Origin of the sequence: Methylobacterium sp. WL18 (assembly GCF_008040015.1) — a bacterium.
GTDB lineage: Bacteria > Pseudomonadota > Alphaproteobacteria > Rhizobiales > Beijerinckiaceae > Methylobacterium > Methylobacterium mesophilicum.
Genome location: NZ_VRVD01000020.1, coordinates 1 through 15,565, shown reverse-complemented (window position 1 = coordinate 15,565; position 15,565 = coordinate 1). Strand labels below are relative to the sequence as shown.

At 68.6% G+C, this 15,565-nt stretch carries 17 protein-coding genes and 2 pseudogenes; 13 read left to right on the top strand and 6 right to left on the bottom strand.

What is annotated here, in order from left to right; genetic code table 11:
* Positions 1–5: 5 nt before the first annotated feature.
* The 8 genes from FV228_RS04030 (at position 6) to FV228_RS03995 (ending at position 9,063) form a co-directional block, all read left to right on the top strand.
* Positions 6–1,301: an arsenic transporter gene (locus tag FV228_RS04030; protein WP_147853405.1), complete on the top strand. Its 1,296-nt coding sequence runs from the start codon at positions 6–8 to the stop codon at positions 1,299–1,301.
* Between the two features lie 85 nt (positions 1,302–1,386).
* Positions 1,387–2,472 (top strand): MFS transporter, encoded by a 1,086-nt coding sequence (locus FV228_RS04025; protein ID WP_246687848.1) that lies wholly within the window; start codon positions 1,387–1,389, stop codon positions 2,470–2,472.
* Between the two features lie 186 nt (positions 2,473–2,658).
* Positions 2,659–2,859 (top strand): heavy-metal-associated domain-containing protein, encoded by a 201-nt coding sequence (locus tag FV228_RS04020; protein WP_147853404.1) that lies wholly within the window; start codon positions 2,659–2,661, stop codon positions 2,857–2,859.
* A gap of 88 nt (positions 2,860–2,947) precedes the next feature.
* Positions 2,948–3,373, top strand: coding sequence for a hypothetical protein (locus FV228_RS04015; protein ID WP_147853403.1), 426 nt, complete (start codon positions 2,948–2,950; stop codon positions 3,371–3,373).
* 81 nt (positions 3,374–3,454) lie between these two features.
* Positions 3,455–3,859 carry a FixH family protein gene (locus FV228_RS04010; protein WP_147853402.1) on the top strand — a complete coding sequence of 135 codons (405 nt, stop codon included), beginning with the start codon at positions 3,455–3,457 and terminating at the stop codon, positions 3,857–3,859.
* Complete coding sequence (locus FV228_RS04005) at positions 3,856–5,397, top strand: efflux RND transporter periplasmic adaptor subunit (RefSeq protein WP_147853401.1); 1,542 nt, start codon at positions 3,856–3,858, stop codon at positions 5,395–5,397. Before FV228_RS04010 ends, FV228_RS04005 begins: the two co-directional genes overlap by 4 nt.
* A complete protein-coding gene (locus tag FV228_RS04000) occupies positions 5,394–8,570 on the top strand; it encodes a CusA/CzcA family heavy metal efflux RND transporter (RefSeq protein ID WP_147853400.1) in 3,177 nt (1,058 codons plus the stop codon). The genes FV228_RS04005 and FV228_RS04000 overlap by 4 nt, the downstream gene beginning before the upstream one ends.
* Before the next feature lie 160 nt (positions 8,571–8,730).
* A complete protein-coding gene (locus FV228_RS03995) occupies positions 8,731–9,063 on the top strand; it encodes a four-helix bundle copper-binding protein (RefSeq protein ID WP_147853399.1) in 333 nt (110 codons plus the stop codon).
* A 28-nt stretch (positions 9,064–9,091) separates the two neighbouring features.
* On the opposite strand, the gene cueR is transcribed toward FV228_RS03995, so the two are convergent.
* Positions 9,092–9,565, bottom strand: coding sequence for a Cu(I)-responsive transcriptional regulator (gene cueR, locus FV228_RS03990; RefSeq protein ID WP_147812918.1), 474 nt, complete (start codon positions 9,563–9,565; stop codon positions 9,092–9,094).
* Between the two features lie 137 nt (positions 9,566–9,702).
* Between cueR and FV228_RS03985 the strand changes: the two genes are divergently transcribed.
* Entirely contained in the window at positions 9,703–10,452 is a 750-nt protein-coding gene (locus FV228_RS03985) for a glutaredoxin (RefSeq protein WP_147853398.1), read from the top strand.
* Positions 10,453–10,466: 14 nt separating this feature from the next.
* On the top strand, positions 10,467–11,201 hold the full coding sequence (locus FV228_RS03980; RefSeq protein ID WP_147853418.1) for a DUF4396 domain-containing protein: 735 nt from the start codon (positions 10,467–10,469) through the stop codon (positions 11,199–11,201).
* Between the two features lie 91 nt (positions 11,202–11,292).
* Here the strand turns inward: FV228_RS03980 and FV228_RS03975 are convergent, their stop codons facing one another.
* The 3 genes and pseudogenes from FV228_RS03975 to FV228_RS03965 form a co-directional block, all read right to left on the bottom strand.
* Entirely contained in the window at positions 11,293–11,556 is a 264-nt protein-coding gene (locus FV228_RS03975) for a hypothetical protein (RefSeq protein ID WP_147853397.1), read from the bottom strand.
* A 172-nt stretch (positions 11,557–11,728) separates the two neighbouring features.
* Positions 11,729–12,271, bottom strand: coding sequence for a threonyl-trna synthetase (locus FV228_RS03970; protein ID WP_147853396.1), 543 nt, complete (start codon positions 12,269–12,271; stop codon positions 11,729–11,731).
* Positions 12,272–12,293: 22 nt separating this feature from the next.
* Positions 12,294–12,611: pseudogene (locus FV228_RS03965) on the bottom strand (efflux RND transporter permease subunit); the annotation flags it as partial.
* Between the two features lie 57 nt (positions 12,612–12,668).
* On the opposite strand from FV228_RS03965, the gene FV228_RS03960 reads away from it, so the two are divergent.
* Both FV228_RS03960 and FV228_RS34060 read left to right on the top strand, forming a co-directional pair.
* Complete coding sequence (locus tag FV228_RS03960; protein WP_187276678.1) at positions 12,669–13,184, top strand: hypothetical protein; 516 nt, start codon at positions 12,669–12,671, stop codon at positions 13,182–13,184.
* A gap of 151 nt (positions 13,185–13,335) precedes the next feature.
* Positions 13,336–13,737, top strand: a pseudogene (locus FV228_RS34060) (hypothetical protein); the annotation flags it as partial.
* On the opposite strand, the gene FV228_RS32915 reads toward FV228_RS34060, so the two are convergent.
* Positions 13,619–14,206 (bottom strand): hypothetical protein, encoded by a 588-nt coding sequence (locus FV228_RS32915; RefSeq protein WP_187274742.1) that lies wholly within the window; start codon positions 14,204–14,206, stop codon positions 13,619–13,621. The pseudogene FV228_RS34060 and the gene FV228_RS32915 sit on opposite strands and share 119 nt — an antisense overlap.
* A 235-nt stretch (positions 14,207–14,441) precedes the next feature.
* Between FV228_RS32915 and FV228_RS03950 the strand changes: the two genes are divergently transcribed.
* Positions 14,442–14,759: a hypothetical protein gene (locus FV228_RS03950; RefSeq protein WP_147853394.1), complete on the top strand. Its 318-nt coding sequence runs from the start codon at positions 14,442–14,444 to the stop codon at positions 14,757–14,759.
* Between the two features lie 158 nt (positions 14,760–14,917).
* On the opposite strand, the gene FV228_RS03945 is transcribed toward FV228_RS03950, so the two are convergent.
* A partial coding sequence (locus FV228_RS03945) for a hypothetical protein (RefSeq protein WP_210247780.1) occupies positions 14,918–15,565 on the bottom strand: 648 nt, incomplete at its 5' end.

Sequence of the window (15,565 nt, the reverse complement as noted above, 5' to 3'; positions counted from 1 at the left end):
GTCCGATGCTCGCGCTCGCCATCTTCGTCGTCACCCTCGTCTTCGTCATTTGGCAGCCGAAGGGCTTTGGGATCGGATGGAGCGCCCTGACAGGGGCCGCCGTCGCCCTGGCCACCGGGGTGATCCACCCCGGCGACATCCCGGTGGTCTGGCACATCGTCTGGGATGCCACCTTCACGTTCGTGGCGTTGATCATCATCTCGCTGCTCCTCGACGAGGCGGGCTTCTTCCACTGGGCGGCGCTGCACATCGCCCGGTGGGGCGGCGGACGGGGGCGCCTGCTGTTTCCGCTGGTGATCCTGCTGGGGGCGGCGATTGCCGCGGTGTTCGCCAACGACGGCGCGGCCCTGCTGCTCACCCCCATCGTGTTGGCCATCCTGCTGAGACTCGACTTCAAGCCCGCGGCAGCCCTGGCCTTCATCGTCGCCTGTGGGTTCGTGGCGGACTCGACCAGCCTGCCGCTGGTGATCTCGAACCTCGTCAACATCGTCTCGGCGAACTTCTTCGACATCTCGTTCAGCCGCTACGCGGTCGTGATGGTGCCGGTGAACCTCGTCTCGCTCGCGGCGACCCTGGTGGTGCTGTGGCTGTTCTACCAGCGCGACCTTCCGGCCACGTACCCCGTGGCCGAGCTCGAAGCGCCGCCGCACGCGATCAAGGACCCGCTAGTGTTCAAGGCGGCCTTTCCACTCCTGGCCCTGCTGCTGGTGGCCTACTTCGTGACCGCGCCGTTCGCCGTGCCGGTATCGGCGGTCACCTGCGCCGGCGCCGTGGTGCTGCTGGTGCTTGCGAACAGGAGCCGCGTCATCCCGATCCGCAAGGTGCTCGCCGGTGCCCCCTGGCAGATCGTGCTGTTCAGCCTCGGCATGTACCTCGTCGTCTACGGGCTGAAGAACGCCGGCCTGACCGACTACCTGGCGCAAGGCCTCGTCTGGCTTTCGGGCCACGGACCGTTCGTGGCCACCATCGGTACGGGGGTCGCCGCAGCCATCCTGTCCTCGGTCATGAACAACATGCCGAGCGTGCTGGTGGGGGCGCTCTCGATCCAGCAGGCACCGGACCTGTCGCCCCTGATGCGCGAGCTCATGGTCTACGCCAACGTCATCGGCTGCGACCTCGGACCGAAGTTCACGCCCATCGGGAGTCTGGCGACCCTGCTCTGGCTCCACGTCCTAGATACCAAGGGCCAGCCCATCACCTGGGGTCAGTACATGCGGGTCGGCCTCGTGATCACCCCGCCGGTGTTGCTCGTCACCCTGGCGGCCCTGGCACTGTGGCTGCCCCTACTCGGGGCTCGGTAGCGCGGCGATGCCCCCGACGCGTCGATGGCCCGTGATCTCGGCCCTGGGCGTCATCCAGATCCTGACCTGAGGCTCCTCGTTCTACCTGCTGTCGGTGCTGGCCGCGCCGATGTCGAAGGATACGGGATGGCCCCTCGGCTGGGTCATCGGAGGGCTGTCGGCCAGCCTCCTCGTCGCGGGCCTCGTCTCGCCGCGGGTGGGAGCCTTCATAGGGGAGCATGGCGGGCGGCCGGTGCTGGCCTTCGCCGCCATCGCCCTGGCGCTGGGCCTCACGGGCCTCGCCCTGGCCCCGAACCTCACGGCTTATCTGGCGGCCTGGCTTCTCGTCGGCCTCGGCATGGGCACCGGGTTGTACGATCCCGCCTTCGCCACGCTCGGACGCCTCTACGGCGCCGAGGCAAGGTCCGCCATCACGACCCTGACCCTGTGGGGCGGTTTCGCCAGCACGGTGTGCTGGCCGCTCTCGGCCTTCCTCGTCGAACGGGTCGGCTGGCGCGGGACCTGCCTCGCCTATGCCGGGTTGCATCTTTCGGTCACGCTGCCGCTCGTCCTGCTCGCGATCCCCCGCCCGCCCGCACACCCGGTCACGCGACCCGCAGGCCCGAGCCCCGTCATTCGTCTCCATGGTCGGGAACACCGTGCCTTCCTCCTCATGACGGGGGTGCTGACCCTCGGGGGCACGGTGATGGCCATGGTGTCGGTGCACCTCATCACCCTGCTGCAGGCCCGTGGCGTCGCGCTGGCCTCGGCCGTCGCTTACGGCGCCCTGATCGGACCGTCGCAGGTGGGGGCGCGCATCGTCGAGATGGCCGGGAAGGGCCGGCATCACCCACTCTGGACCCTGACCGCCGCCATGATCCTGGTGGTCCTTGGGGTCACGATGCTGGCGGCCGGCCTACCCTTGGTCGGGCTGGCGCTGGTCCTCTACGGGGCCGGCAACGGGATCTACTCGATTGCACGGGGTACGGTGCCCCTGGCCCTGTTCGGTCCGGAACGCTACGCCGCGCTCGTCGGCCTGTTGGCACGTCCGGGCCTGGTGGCGCAGGCGCTCGCGCCATCCCTCGGGGCCGTCGTGCTGACACATGGCGGAGCCGATGCGACCTATACCGTCCTGACCGTTCTTGCCCTGGGCAACGTAGTGCTCGCCCTGTTGCTGTGGCGCGTACGCTAAGCGCCGGCCCGTTCCCCGATCCACCTGGGTTCACGGAATTGGATGCCCGCCAGATGCCGCCGCTCGCGCCGTCGGGGGCATCGTTCAAGCATTCGGGCAAGCGTGAGAGGACATCGGCCGGCGACCCTTGACCTTACCACTATGGGAAGCCCCATCCCGGCGTGACGTTATCGAAGGAAGAGCGTCATGCTCCGTTACAAGGTCGACAAAATGGGATGCGGCGGATGCGCCAAGTCCGTGACCCGCGCGGTGCTTGGCATCGAGCCTGGAGCCCGGGTGGATGTGGACCTCGGTGCCAAGCTCGTGACCGTGTCCGATGCCGCCGGCCCGGCCGACCGGATCGCCGGAGCCATCGTTGCGGCCGGCTTCCCGGCGGTGCTCGCCTGACGGGTGCTTGCAACCAACCTGGTCCTGCGTCGTTCGAGGAATTCGGAACGGGCTTTCGCCCGACCGTAGAATTTGGCATCCTGCATCCGTGACCCTTCGGCTTGCCCTTAGGCGACTGTTGCCGCTGCTGGCGGTTCTCAGCCTCGCCCTGACGCCGGTGACCGCTCCCGCGGCCACTGTGGGCATGCACGCGTCCATCGCTCACGAGGCCGCGGCCTCGATGCCGGTCGTTCACCACGGCATGGTCATGGATCATGCCGTAATGGGTGCGATGGACATGGCCGAGATGGCCATGGACGACATGCCCTGCTGCCCGAAGGAAACGGCGAAGAAGCCCGACTGCACCAAGGGCTGCCCGCTGATGGCCCTGTGCTTCGCAAGCGCCGTGTCCCTGCTGCCGGGGACGGTCGCCGTCCCGGCTCCCGTCGCGTCCCGTGCGACACTGTCCTGGCCCGCCTCGGGGTCCTTCGCGAGCGTGCATGGGACGCCGCTACCCGAGCCCCCCCGAGCCTGAACCGATGACGCCGGCGCCGCATGCGCCGGCACGGTGACGCATGACCACGCGTCCCTTCCCGTCGTTCAGGAGACATCCCCCGTGACCCAGAAGACTTTTTCGCGCGCCGTCTCGGCGGCGCTGCTCGGTGCCGCCCTGTCGGCGACCGCGTTCCCGGCATTCGCCGACACCAAGGACTACCGCTTCGAGCTCGTGCAGCAGGAGGCCAAGGTCGGCGAGGCTGTCCTGTCGGTGCGCCTTCTCGATAAGCGCAGCGGCAAGCCAGTTCCCGACGCCGTGATCTTCGCCAAGCGCATCGACATGGCGCCCGACAGCATGGACGAGATGACCTCGAAGATCGAGCAACTCCCCACGACCGAACCGGGCGTCTATCGCTTCAAGGCGAAGCTCACGATGGCCGGCGGCTGGCGCCTGTCGCTCGGGGCCAAGGTCCAGGGCGAGACCGGCACGGTCGAGGACAAGCTGGTCTTCAAGGCCGTCAAGTGAGCCGCGCGGCCTGGTTCGCCGGGACCCTCGCCGCACTCGCGGCGGGGGGCGCCGGCTATGTCGCGGGGCATGGGGAGAACCCCGTGCCGGCGCTCGCCGAGCGCGCCCGGACGGAGTTCGCCCGGTGGTCTCCGGGCCCCATGCCGGCCGCGCAGGCTAGGGCCTCCGCGAAGGCGACCGGACCGGTGGTCTACTACCAGGACCCGGACGGGAAGCCGGTCTACTCGCTTTCGCCGATGGCGACCGCGGATGGCCGGGAGTTCCGGGCGGTCCACGCCAGCGAGGACGTGCGCTTCGACGCGCCGGATGCGGACGAGGCCATGCCCGCCGACATGGCCGGGCAGGGGATGGCCGGGCAGGGGATGGCCGGGCACGACATGGCCGCCCAGGACATGGGGAAGGCCGGGGACGCGAAGGCCGCCGCGGGCGCCCGGCCCATACGCTACTACCGCAACCCGATGGGCCTGCCGGACACCTCGGCCACGCCCAAGAAGGATTCGATGGGGATGGACTACATCCCCGTCTACGAGGGCGAGGACAGCGACGGCAATGTCGTCACCGTCTCGCCCGGCAAGGTCCAGCGCACCGGCGTGCGGACCGAGGTCGTCGAGCGGCGGGTGGTGGCGCAGCCCGTGCGCGTCCCGGGCACCGTCGCCCTCGACGAGCGGCGGGTGACGGTCATCGCGACACGCTCGGACGCCTACGTCGACCACGTCGAGAACGTCACCACCGGCGACCGCGTCCGCAAGGGACAGGCGCTGGTCCACGTCTACTCGCCCGAGATCAACGCCGCGGCGGCCCAGCTCATCGCCAACCCGGGCTTCGACGGCGCGAGGCGGCGCCTACGGAACCTGAACGTCTCCGAGGCCGTGATCGACGAGATGGAGCGCACCCGGAACGTGCCGATGGCCATCACCTGGTCCTCGGCCCGGGACGGCATCGTCCTGCAACGGACCGCCATTGAGGGCATGAAGGCCGCGGCCGGGGATACCCTGTTCCGGATCGGCGACATCTCCACCATGTGGGTGCTGGCCGACGTGCCCGAGCGCGACCTCGCCAACGTCCGCGTCGGGCAAACCGCCACGATCCGCCTACGCTCGGCCCCGGGCCGCACCTTCACCGGCAAGGTCGGGGTGATCTACCCGCAGGTGAATCCGGAGACCCGGGCCACGCGGGTGCGCATCGAGCTCCCGAACCCGGACGGCACCTTGCTGCCCGACATGTACGCCGACGTCGAGATCGCGACGGGGGACGCCATGCCGGTCGTGGCCGTGCCCGACGACGCCGTCATCGACACCGGCGAGCGACAGGTCGTGCTGATCGACCGCGGCGAGGGTCGCTTCGAGCCCAAGGCCGTGAAGGTCGGCGTACATGGCGGCGGCTACACCGAGATCCGCGACGGCGTCTCGACCGGCGACCGGGTGGTGACCTCGGCCAACTTCCTCATCGACGCTGAGAGCAACCTGAAGGCGGCACTGCAAGGCCTGGCGCCTCCCAAGGACGACCGCCTGGCCGCCGACGCGGGAGCGACGCCATGATCGCGCGCCTCATCGGATGGTCGGCCCGCAACCTCGTACTGGTGCTGGTGGGCACCGTGTTCGCCGTCGCGGCAGGCGTCCTGTCGCTGCGGACCCTGCCGCTCGACGCCATCCCCGACCTCTCGGACGTGCAGGCCATCGTCTACACGGAGTACCCGGGGCAGGCCCCCCAGGTCGTGGAGGATCAGGTCACCTATCCCCTGACCACCGCCATGCTGACGGTGCCGAAGGCCAAGGTGGTGCGCGGCTTCTCCTTCTTCGGGGTGTCGTTCGTCTATGTCATCTTCGAGGACGGCACCGACCCGTACTGGGGCCGCTCGCGGGTGCTGGAGTACCTCAACGCGGCGGCGAGCCGCCTGCCGGCGGGCGTGACCCCGACGCTGGGCCCCGACGCAACGGGCGTGGGCTGGGTCTACCAGTACGTGGTGGTGGCCAAGGAACGGACGCTCGCCGAGCTTCGCTCCCTGCAAGACTGGGTGGTCCGGTTCGGGGCCTCGCGGGCAGAGGGCGTCGCCGAGGTCGCCGGCGTCGGCGGCTTCGTGAAGCAGTACAACGTCGTGGTCGACCCGAACCGGCTACGCGCGCAGGGCATCTCCCTCAACAAGCTCAGGGACGCGATCCGGTCGAGCAACGCCGACGTCGGCGGCCGCACGGTCGAGCTCTCCGAGTTCGAGTTCATGGTCCGCGGGCGCGGCTACCTGAGGGGCGTCGCCGACATCGAGAACATCGTCCTCAAGACCGCGGGCGGCACGCCGCTGCGGGTGCGCGACGTCGCCCGGGTCGAGCTCGGACCGGACGAGCGTCGCGGCATCACCGAGATGAACGGCGAGGGCGAGGTCGCCGGCGGCATCGTCCTGCAGCGCTTCGGCGCGAACGCGCTGAACGTCATCGAGGGTGTTAAGGCGAAGCTCGCGGAGGTGGCGAAAAGCCTTCCCGCGGGCACCGAGATCCTGCCGGTCTACGACCGCTCCCAGCTCATCGACGCGGCCATCGACACCCTGCGGCACACGCTGGTCGAGGAGAGCGTCGTCGTCTCGCTCGTCTGCATCGTCTTCCTGCTGCATGTGAGGAGCGCGCTCGTCGCCATCCTGATGCTGCCGGTCGGGATCCTGATGGCGTTCGTCGGCATGCGAGCCCTGGGTCTCGGCGCCAACATCATGAGCCTGGGCGGCATCGCCATCGCGGTCGGCGCCATGATCGACGCGGCCATCGTGATGATCGAGAACGCCCACAAGCACCTGGAACGGGCGCCACCGGACAAGCCCCGGGTCGAGATCCTGGTCGAGGCGGCGTCCGAGGTCGGCCCGTCCCTGTTCTTCTCGCTCCTCATCATCACGGTCAGCTTCCTGCCCATCTTCACCCTGGAGAGCCAGGAGGGCCGCCTGTTCGGTCCGCTGGCCTTCACCAAGACCTTCGCCATGGCGGCGGCCGCGATCCTGTCGGTGACTTTGGTCCCCGCGCTGATGGTGCTGTTCGTGCGGGGCCGGATCATCCCGGAGCACAGGAACCCGCTGAACCGGCTCCTGATCTGGCTCTACCGGCCGCTGATCGCGGGCGTGCTGCGGGCGCGGGTCCTAACCGTCCTGCTCGCCCTAGGCGTCCTCGCGGCGACCGTCTGGCCGGCCCGTCAGCTCGGCTCGGAGTTCATGCCCGACCTCAACGAGGGCACGCTGATGTACATGCCGACCACCCTGCCGGGCCTGTCGGTGACCAAGGCCGGCGAGCTCCTCGCAACCCAGGACCGCATCATAAAATCATTCCCGGAGGTGGCCTCAGTCTACGGCAAGGCGGGCCGCGCCAACACCGCGACCGACCCGGCGCCGATGGAGATGTTCGAAACGGTCATCGCGCTGAAGCCGCCGTCCGAGTGGCGGCCGGGCGTGACGCTGGCGAGCCTCAAGGCCGAGATGGACAAGGCGCTGCAGTTCCCGGGCGTGTCGAATGCCTGGACGCAGCCGATCCGCGCCCGAATCGACATGCTCTCGACCGGCATCCGCACCCCGGTCGGCATCAAGGTGCTAGGAACGGACCTGAAGGAGATGGAAGGGGTCGCCCGCCAGGTCGAGGCGGTGGTGCGCAACGTGCCGGGCACGTCCAGCGCCTACGCGGAACGGGTCATCGGCGGCTACTTCCTCGACATCACGCCGGACCGGGAGGCGCTCGGGCGCTACGGGCTGATGGTCGGGGACGTGCAGGACGTCATCGCCACGGCGCTTGGCGGCCAGAGCGTGACGAACACCGTCGAGGGACGCGAACGCTACACCGTCAACGTCCGCTACCCCCGGGCCTTCCGGTCCGATCCGCGGGCCATCGCCGACGAGGTGCAGGTGCCACTCCCGGCCGGGGGCACGGTGCCGTTGCGCGAGGTCGCCAAGGTCGAACTCACCCGGGGCCCGACCTCGATCCGCACGGAGAACGGACAGCTTGCGGTCTACATCTTCGTCGACATCAATGGGCGCGACCTGGGCGGCTACGTCGCCGACGCGCGGGCCGCGGTCGACAGCGAGGTCAAACTCCCACAGGGCACGACCCTGCAGTGGAGCGGTCAGTACGAGTACCTGGAGCGGGCCGCGGCGCGCATGACGGTGGTAGTGCCGCTGACGCTGCTCGTCGTGTTCCTGCTGCTGTTCATCAACTTCCGCCGCCTGACCGAGACGCTCATCGTCATGCTGTCGCTGCCGTTCGCCCTGGTCGGCGGCATCTGGCTGATGTGGTGGATGGGCTTCAACATGTCGGTGGCGGTGGCGGTGGGCTTCATCGCGCTCGCCGGCGTCGCGGCCGAGACCGGGGTGATCATGCTGGTCTACCTCGACCATGCCCTCGACGAGGTCCGGGCCGCTTGCGCACGCGAGGGGCGGCCCCTGTCCCGCGAGGATCTGCGGCGGGCGATCATGGTCGGCGCGGTCGAGCGGGTGCGCCCGAAGATGATGACGGTGACCGCCATCATGGCGGGCCTCATTCCGATCCTGTGGAGCACGGGCGCCGGCTCCGAGGTCATGCAGCGCATCGCCGTGCCGATGATCGGCGGGATGGTGTCCTCGACCGTGCTGACGCTCGTGGTGATCCCCGCCGTCTACGGACTCGTGAAGGGATGGGGCCTGTCCACGGCCGCCGAGACGCCGGCGAGTGGCTCCCCGGCCGAACGACCCGCTTACCGCGAGGCGGCGGAGTAGGCGCCGGCGGACGGATTAAAAATCCCGGCCAAGAAGAAAGGAATTTATTAGAACGAACTATAGCGGCCTGAGTTGACAGAATGAGCAGGGCAATACTGGAGGCATATTGTCACCCAGTGCTGATGCTCGTCTCTTTTTGTCTAACATAAAGGAGCTTCACATGGGCAATATGTCGAGCGAGATGCAGTCCTGCATCGACGAATGTCTTCGCTGCTATCAGACCTGCCTCGGCATGGCCTCGAACCACTGCCTCCCGGCGGGCGGCAAGCACGTCGAGCCCGAGCACTTCCGCCTGATGCTGGCCTGCGCCGAGATGTGCCGGACGTCGGCGCACTTCATGCTGATCGGGACGAGGCATCACAAGCACACCTGCGCCGAGTGCGCCGACGTCTGCGAGGACTGCGCCCGAAGCTGCGAGCAGGTAGGCGACATGCAGCATTGCGTCGAGCAGTGCCGCCGCTGCGCCGAGAGCTGCCGGAAGATGGCCGCCTGATCGAAGCGCCGCCGGAGCCGGTTCGGGCTCAGTGACCGGCCACGGCCTTCCGACGCGGTGCGGGGGGCGGCATCGCCCCCTGGGAGCCGCCCGGATGGCAGGCCGGGACGTTCGCCCCGGTCTCCAGGCTGGCGATGATCGGGCAGTCCGGCCGGCCGTCGCCGTCGCAGGCGTCTGCCAGGGACCGCAGGGCGTCGGCCATCTCGTTCAGTTGGCGGGCCCGCTGTTCGAGTTCCGTGACATGGGCCCTCGCGATGGCCTTCACGTCGGCGTTGCTGCGGTCGGGGTCGCTCCAGAGCCCGAGCAGCACCCGGATGCGGTCCAGCGAGAAGCCCAGGTCCCGGGCGTGCCGAATGAAGCCGAGCCGGTGCAGGTCGGCGGTCCCGTAATCGCGGTAGCCGCTGTCGCGACGGTCCGCCGGGGGCACGAGCCCGATGCTTTCGTAGTGCCGGATCATCTTGGCCGAGACCCCCGAGGCCCGGCTCGCCTCGCCGATGTTCATCGTGAGAGCCCCTCCGTTGACCTTCCCATGATGGGAAGGTCCAGGAAGGTGCGCAAGCCCAATCGGCCGCGACCGATCCGTCGTTTCCACGGCAACGAGCGGACGGCATCCCGGCCAGACAACCCACGGAGTTTCCGATGCAAGCCACCGCGTCCCGCAAGGCCGTCCTGTACCGGATGATGATGCCGCAGCACACGTGCCCCTACGGCCTGAAGGCAAAGGACCTCCTCGAACGCCAGGGTTTCGAGGTGGAGGATCATTGGCTGAGCACCCGCGAGGAGACCGACCGTTTCAAGGCCGATCACGGGGTCGAGTCGACGCCCCAGACCTTCATCAACGGCGAGCGGGTCGGGGGTTTCGACGACCTCAGGCGGCATTTCGGGCAGGCGGCCAACGACCCGAACGTGACGACCTACACGCCGGTCGTGGCGGTGTTCTCGATCACGGCGCTGATGGCGCTCGCGGCGAGCTACGCCGTGTACGGCACGCCCCTTACAGTGAGGGCGGCCGAGTGGTTCATCGCCTTCAGCATGTGCGTGCTGGCCCTTCTCAAGCTGCAGGACGTTGAGACCTTCTCGTCGATGTTCCTCGGCTACGACCTGCTGGCCAAGCGCTGGGTGCGCTACGCCTACGCCTATCCGTTCCTGGAAGGCATCGCCGGCGTCCTGATGGTGGCCGGGGCCCTGAACTGGCTGTCGATCCCCGTGGCCCTCTTCATCGGCACCATCGGCGCGGTCTCGGTGTTCAAGGCGGTCTACGTCGAGAAGCGCGAGATCAAGTGCGCCTGCGTCGGCGGATCAAGCAAGGTGCCGCTCGGCTTCGTCTCGCTGACCGAGAACGTGATGATGGCCGCCATGGCCGTCTGGATGCTGGCGATGGGGCATTGAGCGGCATGGCCACGATGTTCCCTGCCTGGCTCCACGCGCTCTCGATCCTCGCCCTGCTGCTCGGGGCCGCCTGCTCGATCCTACTGTCGGTGCAGGTCATCCGGCATCCGCAGCACATGACCGTGATGAATGTCGTCTGGCCGGTCAGCGCCCTGTTCGGCACGGTCGCGGTGGTCTGGGCCTACTTTCGCTATGGCCGCCACGCCACCATGGAGGCGCATCACCGCGCGATGGAGCGGGACGGGAAGCCCCCGAACATGACGCAACCTCCGTTTCCGGTGATGGTGGGCAAGGGCGCGCTCCATTGCGGCAGCGGTTGCATGCTCGGCGACGTCGCCGCCGAGTGGCTCGCCTTCCTGGTGCCGGCGGTTGCGGTCTGGTTCGGCTGGCAGTCGCTGTTCGAGGAGAAGATGTACGCGGTCTGGGCGCTGGACTTTGTCTTCGCCTTCGGGCTCGGAATCGTGTTCCAGTATTACGCCATCGTGCCGATGCGCGGGCTCTCCCCGGGCCGGGGCATCGTCGCCGCGCTCAAGGCCGACACCTTGTCGCTGATCGCCTGGCAGGTCGGCATGTACGGCTTCATGGCGTTCGCCCAGTTCGCCGTGTTCCCGCACCTTGCCGGTCATTGGGCTCCGGTGAACTCGGTCGAGTTCTGGTTCGCCATGCAAATTGCCATGGTCGCGGGACTCCTGACCAGCTACCCGGTGAACTGGTGGCTCGTCGGCTCCGGCATCAAGGAGCGGATGTAAGCTCGCTTCCGCCAGGCCGCGCGACCTGCCTGCCTTGAGGTCCGTCGTTTCAATCGAGAAAAATAAGGGGCCCCGAAGGGCCCCTGGACGATCACATGCGGTGGTGGCGATGGCTGTGCCCGTGGCGCATCATGTGCCCGCGGTGATGGTGATGGTGGCGCATCATGTGCCCGCGGTGATGATGATGGCGCATCCCATGGCCGCGATGGCCGTGCATGCCGTCCATGCGGACGTCCACGACGTTGGTGGTGGCGTCGATGGCGCCGATCATGCCGGGAGCGGCCGAGGCGGGTGCGGCGATGCCGATGGCGCCGAGGGCGGCCAGGGCTGCGACGGCGAGAAGGGACTTCCTCATGGGGGGCTTCCTCGTGGGTTGTTGGTGGCCTGGATCAGGTCCGGGACCGATCCGGCGAAATCGGGGAACGGCCATGCTTCCGGGACCGTTCCACGGGGTGCGTACTTCCAAGCCGGGCATGGATAAGGGAACGTTCATCCCGAGGTAGCCTCGGCTCGGTCAGGAACCGCCTCTACCTCGGATCGCCGTCCTTCCCATCGATGAGGCGTCCGGCGTGGACGTTCGCCGGATGGCCCGTCGTGGAGGCTTGCGCGCGGGAGCGGGCATCATAGCGTTCACCGCGCGAGAGCATCACCAGCCGCCTGCCACCGGGTCCCGGCTTGCCCACGGCGAGCAGCGTGCGGCCGTTCGGCCAGGCCAAGGTCCCGGAACGGGTATCCGACCGGGGCGGCCCGTTGCGGCGGGTGCCTTCCCGGAGGATGGCATCGTAGCGCGCGGGCAACTCGGCGGCGGAGAGGGGCCGACTCAGCCAGACGACCTGCTGCAGCCCCTCGTCCCTGCACACCTCCAGGATGACCCGGTCGGTGTCGGCGCCCGATGCAAGGGGCCTGTCGTGGAGGTAGGTCAGCGCCGTGACGTTCGCCTGCCGGTCGACCATCGAGGGCCTCGGAACGTCCGTCACGGGCCCCCAGGCGAGGCCGAAGGGCGCCTCTTGCGCGCCCGCTGCGTTGGCCCAGGCCGACAGAAGAAGTGGTCCGAATACCCTCGCGTCCATGACGCACTTCTCCGGGACCCGGCTACTCGGCGGCCTGCGGCAGGACGGGATGGGACCGTGTCCCGGCCTCCGCCGCCGCGCCCTTCGCCGGTTCGATGGCCGCCGCGAACCTGGCGTAGAGCGCCGGCAGGACGACAAGGGTCAGCAGGGTCGCGCTGATGAGCCCGCCGATCACCACCGTCGCCAGGGGCCGCTGGATCTCCGCCCCGGTCTCCGTCGCCAACGCCATCGGCACGAACCCGAGGGACGCCACCATGGCCGTCATCGCCACCGGACGGAGCCGGGTCATGGCGCCCTCCAGGATGGCCTCGCGCCTGGGCCGACCTTCCGCGATCAATTGCGTCGGCTGAGCCTCCTTGTCGCCAAAGCGGGATACGGAACGTCCGGCATCACCACCATGGCGTTCGGCGGCGTCCAGGGGTCGAGCAACGGCCTCACCAAGGATTTCGACGACCTTCTGGCGACCCTGAAGCTGACGAAGGCGGAGATGGCCGAGGTGCGTCAACCCCTTCTGCGGGCAATCGCCTACCGCATCTATGCCCGCTTCCTGTCCGTCATCCAGAGCTTCCCGACCCTGCCCGATGACGAACGGGGAAAGAACATCGTCCCAAAGGACATCGCAACGCTCATGAACAGCATGCAGTTCAGCGTGCTGAACATCGACACCGAAAACGACATGAGGAAGCTCTTCGCCGCATTCCTTCCCGACGGGCTGCTCCCGGACCAACGGAAGGCCGCCGGAAAGTACGTCGACCAGCTCGTCTCCCTTTACAAGGACTGCAAGAAGGCCGGTGGCCCGACGCCTGACTTCCTGGCGTTCGAAACGCGCTCCATCGCGAACGTCGGCACGGGGGAAACGGCGCGGGCGATCTACGACGGTGCCCCCATCTCCGAACCCGAACCGACCCGGTAGGGACGGAGCGCCCTGTGGCGGGCACTTCCGCCCGATCACCATCTAAATGCGGCAGCAGCCTTCGAGGCGCCCTCCCGGCCGGGTCGGAACACCCGAAGCCAACGCCGTCTTGCTATTGGTGGGGCAGGTCTCGTCGGGAAAAGCATCCAGGATGCAGGGCTACGCAACCTCTTTCGGTCTCGGCTTCGTTGCGGGGATGCGCAACATGACGGCGTGCGCCGCCTTGGCTTGGGCCGCCTCCGAGGGTCGTACGCGCGATAACCTCATCCCTGCCGGTCCCGGCGCCCCCATTCTCTCCACGGGGGCGGCAATCGCCGAGATGGCCGGAGACTAGATGCCGTTCGCTTCGGATCGGCGCATCCCGCCGTCCTTCGCGTTACGGATCGCCGTTGGTGCGTTCGGGGGATGGGCCTTGGCCGGGCGCCGCTCGTCTCCTAAAGTCGGTGCGATGGCCGGCGTTGCCGGCGCTGTCGCCGGGACGCTCCTCGGATGCACCGCCCGGGGCCCCGACTCCCGCACGACGCCCGGCCGCGCCAAGGGCCTCGCCGAGGAAAGGACCTGCAGGCCGTCGCGTCCGGGCAGCACGAGGATGGGCGGCCGGGTTTCGCCTCGATCCACCGGGCGCCGCGTGACACGGCGTCGGAAACGAAGCCCTCGTGGAGGTTGCTGTGCTCGTCGAGGACGGCGTCACGCCCGGGGACGAGGGGCCCCTGATCCGTCGTCGCGAAATCCCCGGCGACGCGCTCTGCACCGGAGATCTCCAGGCCCAGATATTCGGCGCGTCCCGGCAGGACGTAGACCAGTGCCTCCGCCGCCTTGGACCCCTCGACGCGCTTTAAGGCGAAGCCGTCGACCGTCCAGTCGATGGGACGGTCGAAAAAGACCTCGGTCGCCTCTGAGAGCTGCTTCCGGGCGGACGCCGCCATATACAAGACCGCCTCGCCCAGCGCGGGCGTTACCGTCTCCTTGATGTAGGCTCGGGACCGCCGGGAGAACGCGGCCCCGTCGAAGGAGACATTCATGCGCATGCCCGGGAGCGTGCGCCCGCCCCATGCATCCGCCCACACATGGGGCCGAAGCCGGTGACGCCGTCCCGCGAACAATTCGATTCTGTCCCATGAAGTAACGGGGCGCTAGGGATGCTCACAATTCGAGGCCTGTTTCCGCGTACGGGCCAGGGACAGGTGTTGACTCCCCCTCGACGTGAGAATCCGGAGCTGAGATCGTGGCCACATCAGCCGACCGAGGAGGCCCCCGATGAGCATCTCGTCCCACCACATCGCCCAGGGTTTTGACGCCGGCGCACAGGGCCTCGCTTCGGTCCTCTTCCGCGCGCGTCAGGACCGCCTCGCCGCTCAGGCCCATGCCGACGCCGTACAGGCCGACCGCAACATCACCGCCGCCACCCGCGCTGCCCGGGCCGTCGATGCCCTGCGGCGGGTCCTCTTCGCGACCCAGACTGAGAACGTGGCGCTGACGCAGGAGAACGCCCGCCTTCAGCGCGAGCTCGCGGCCTCGCGGGCCGAAACCCTCCGCGCCAAGGGGCTCCTCGTCCGCGTGATGAGGGCCGCCTGACGCAGCATTCGGTGTGCGCACGTCAGCACGCCGTGTGTGCAAGCGGGGTGGCACAACCCTTTTCTTTGGGGTGTGCGCCGATGTCGCAGCCCGGTATCCAGACATGAAAAAGGCCCGCTCCGATCATCTCGGGCGGGCCTTTTGCTGGGCGGGTTGGCTCACATCGCCGGGGCGTACCGCTCGGGCTCCTGCTCCAGCATCTCGTCGATGACCCGGCGCAGGGTCGCATCGTGCTCAGCGATGTTCGCCCGCATCTCGGGCGTGACCTGAGCGGCGGCGCAAAGGGCGCTCCGATACTCCGCCGGGGTGGGCGTCAGGGGCAGGCCGTCGATCAGGCGGAGGCCGGCCATGTGGCTGCCCACCCGGTGGGCGCCGTGCCTGTCGATCTGCATCAACTCCGAAGCGTTGAGGGACCCCAGCCACGCCGCGCTGGCCTCGTCCAGGCCCTCGGCGGTCGGCTCGGCGTCGATGTTCAGCATGTCGTGGGCATACTGCGTGGCGATGCGGCCCTTCGCCAGGATCGGGTCGAGGGGAATCGGCGCGGGGGCCGGCTTGGCGGTGACGGCTGATTCGGCTGCGGGGACCGACACGGCGGCGGTGGCGGATTCGGCCTTGGCGGCGATGCCATCGAAGGCGTCCTCGATGTCCGCGCCGGCGCCGACGGGCGGGCGGAGGCTGTCGCGGACGGAGCGGAGGACCCAGCGGCCCCCCTCCCAGACGGCTTTGACGGTGACGGCGGCCATCATGGCCATGGCGAGGGCGAAGAGGCGAATGGCGTTGCGCATGAGGGGTGGGTGATCCTGCTC

What these genes read in the sequence shown, in the direction of transcription:
- FV228_RS03970 (WP_147853396.1), bottom strand. Translation starts at nt 12,271, where the DNA reads ATGGACGCGAGGGTATTCGGACCACTTCTTCTGTCGGCCTGGGCCAAC.
- FV228_RS03960 (WP_187276678.1), top strand. Translation starts at nt 12,669, where the DNA reads ATGGCGTTCGGCGGCGTCCAGGGGTCGAGCAACGGCCTCACCAAGGAT.
- FV228_RS03995 (WP_147853399.1), top strand. Translation starts at nt 8,731, where the DNA reads ATGGGCAATATGTCGAGCGAGATGCAGTCCTGCATCGACGAATGTCTT.
- FV228_RS03985 (WP_147853398.1), top strand. Translation starts at nt 9,703, where the DNA reads ATGCAAGCCACCGCGTCCCGCAAGGCCGTCCTGTACCGGATGATGATG.
- cueR (WP_147812918.1), bottom strand. Translation starts at nt 9,565, where the DNA reads ATGAACATCGGCGAGGCGAGCCGGGCCTCGGGGGTCTCGGCCAAGATG.
- FV228_RS32915 (WP_187274742.1), bottom strand. Translation starts at nt 14,206, where the DNA reads ATGAATGTCTCCTTCGACGGGGCCGCGTTCTCCCGGCGGTCCCGAGCC.
- FV228_RS04030 (WP_147853405.1), top strand. Translation starts at nt 6, where the DNA reads ATGCTCGCGCTCGCCATCTTCGTCGTCACCCTCGTCTTCGTCATTTGG.
- FV228_RS03980 (WP_147853418.1), top strand. Translation starts at nt 10,467, where the DNA reads ATGTTCCCTGCCTGGCTCCACGCGCTCTCGATCCTCGCCCTGCTGCTC.
- FV228_RS04000 (WP_147853400.1), top strand. Translation starts at nt 5,394, where the DNA reads ATGATCGCGCGCCTCATCGGATGGTCGGCCCGCAACCTCGTACTGGTG.
- FV228_RS03950 (WP_147853394.1), top strand. Translation starts at nt 14,442, where the DNA reads ATGAGCATCTCGTCCCACCACATCGCCCAGGGTTTTGACGCCGGCGCA.
- FV228_RS03975 (WP_147853397.1), bottom strand. Translation starts at nt 11,556, where the DNA reads ATGAGGAAGTCCCTTCTCGCCGTCGCAGCCCTGGCCGCCCTCGGCGCC.
- FV228_RS04020 (WP_147853404.1), top strand. Translation starts at nt 2,659, where the DNA reads ATGCTCCGTTACAAGGTCGACAAAATGGGATGCGGCGGATGCGCCAAG.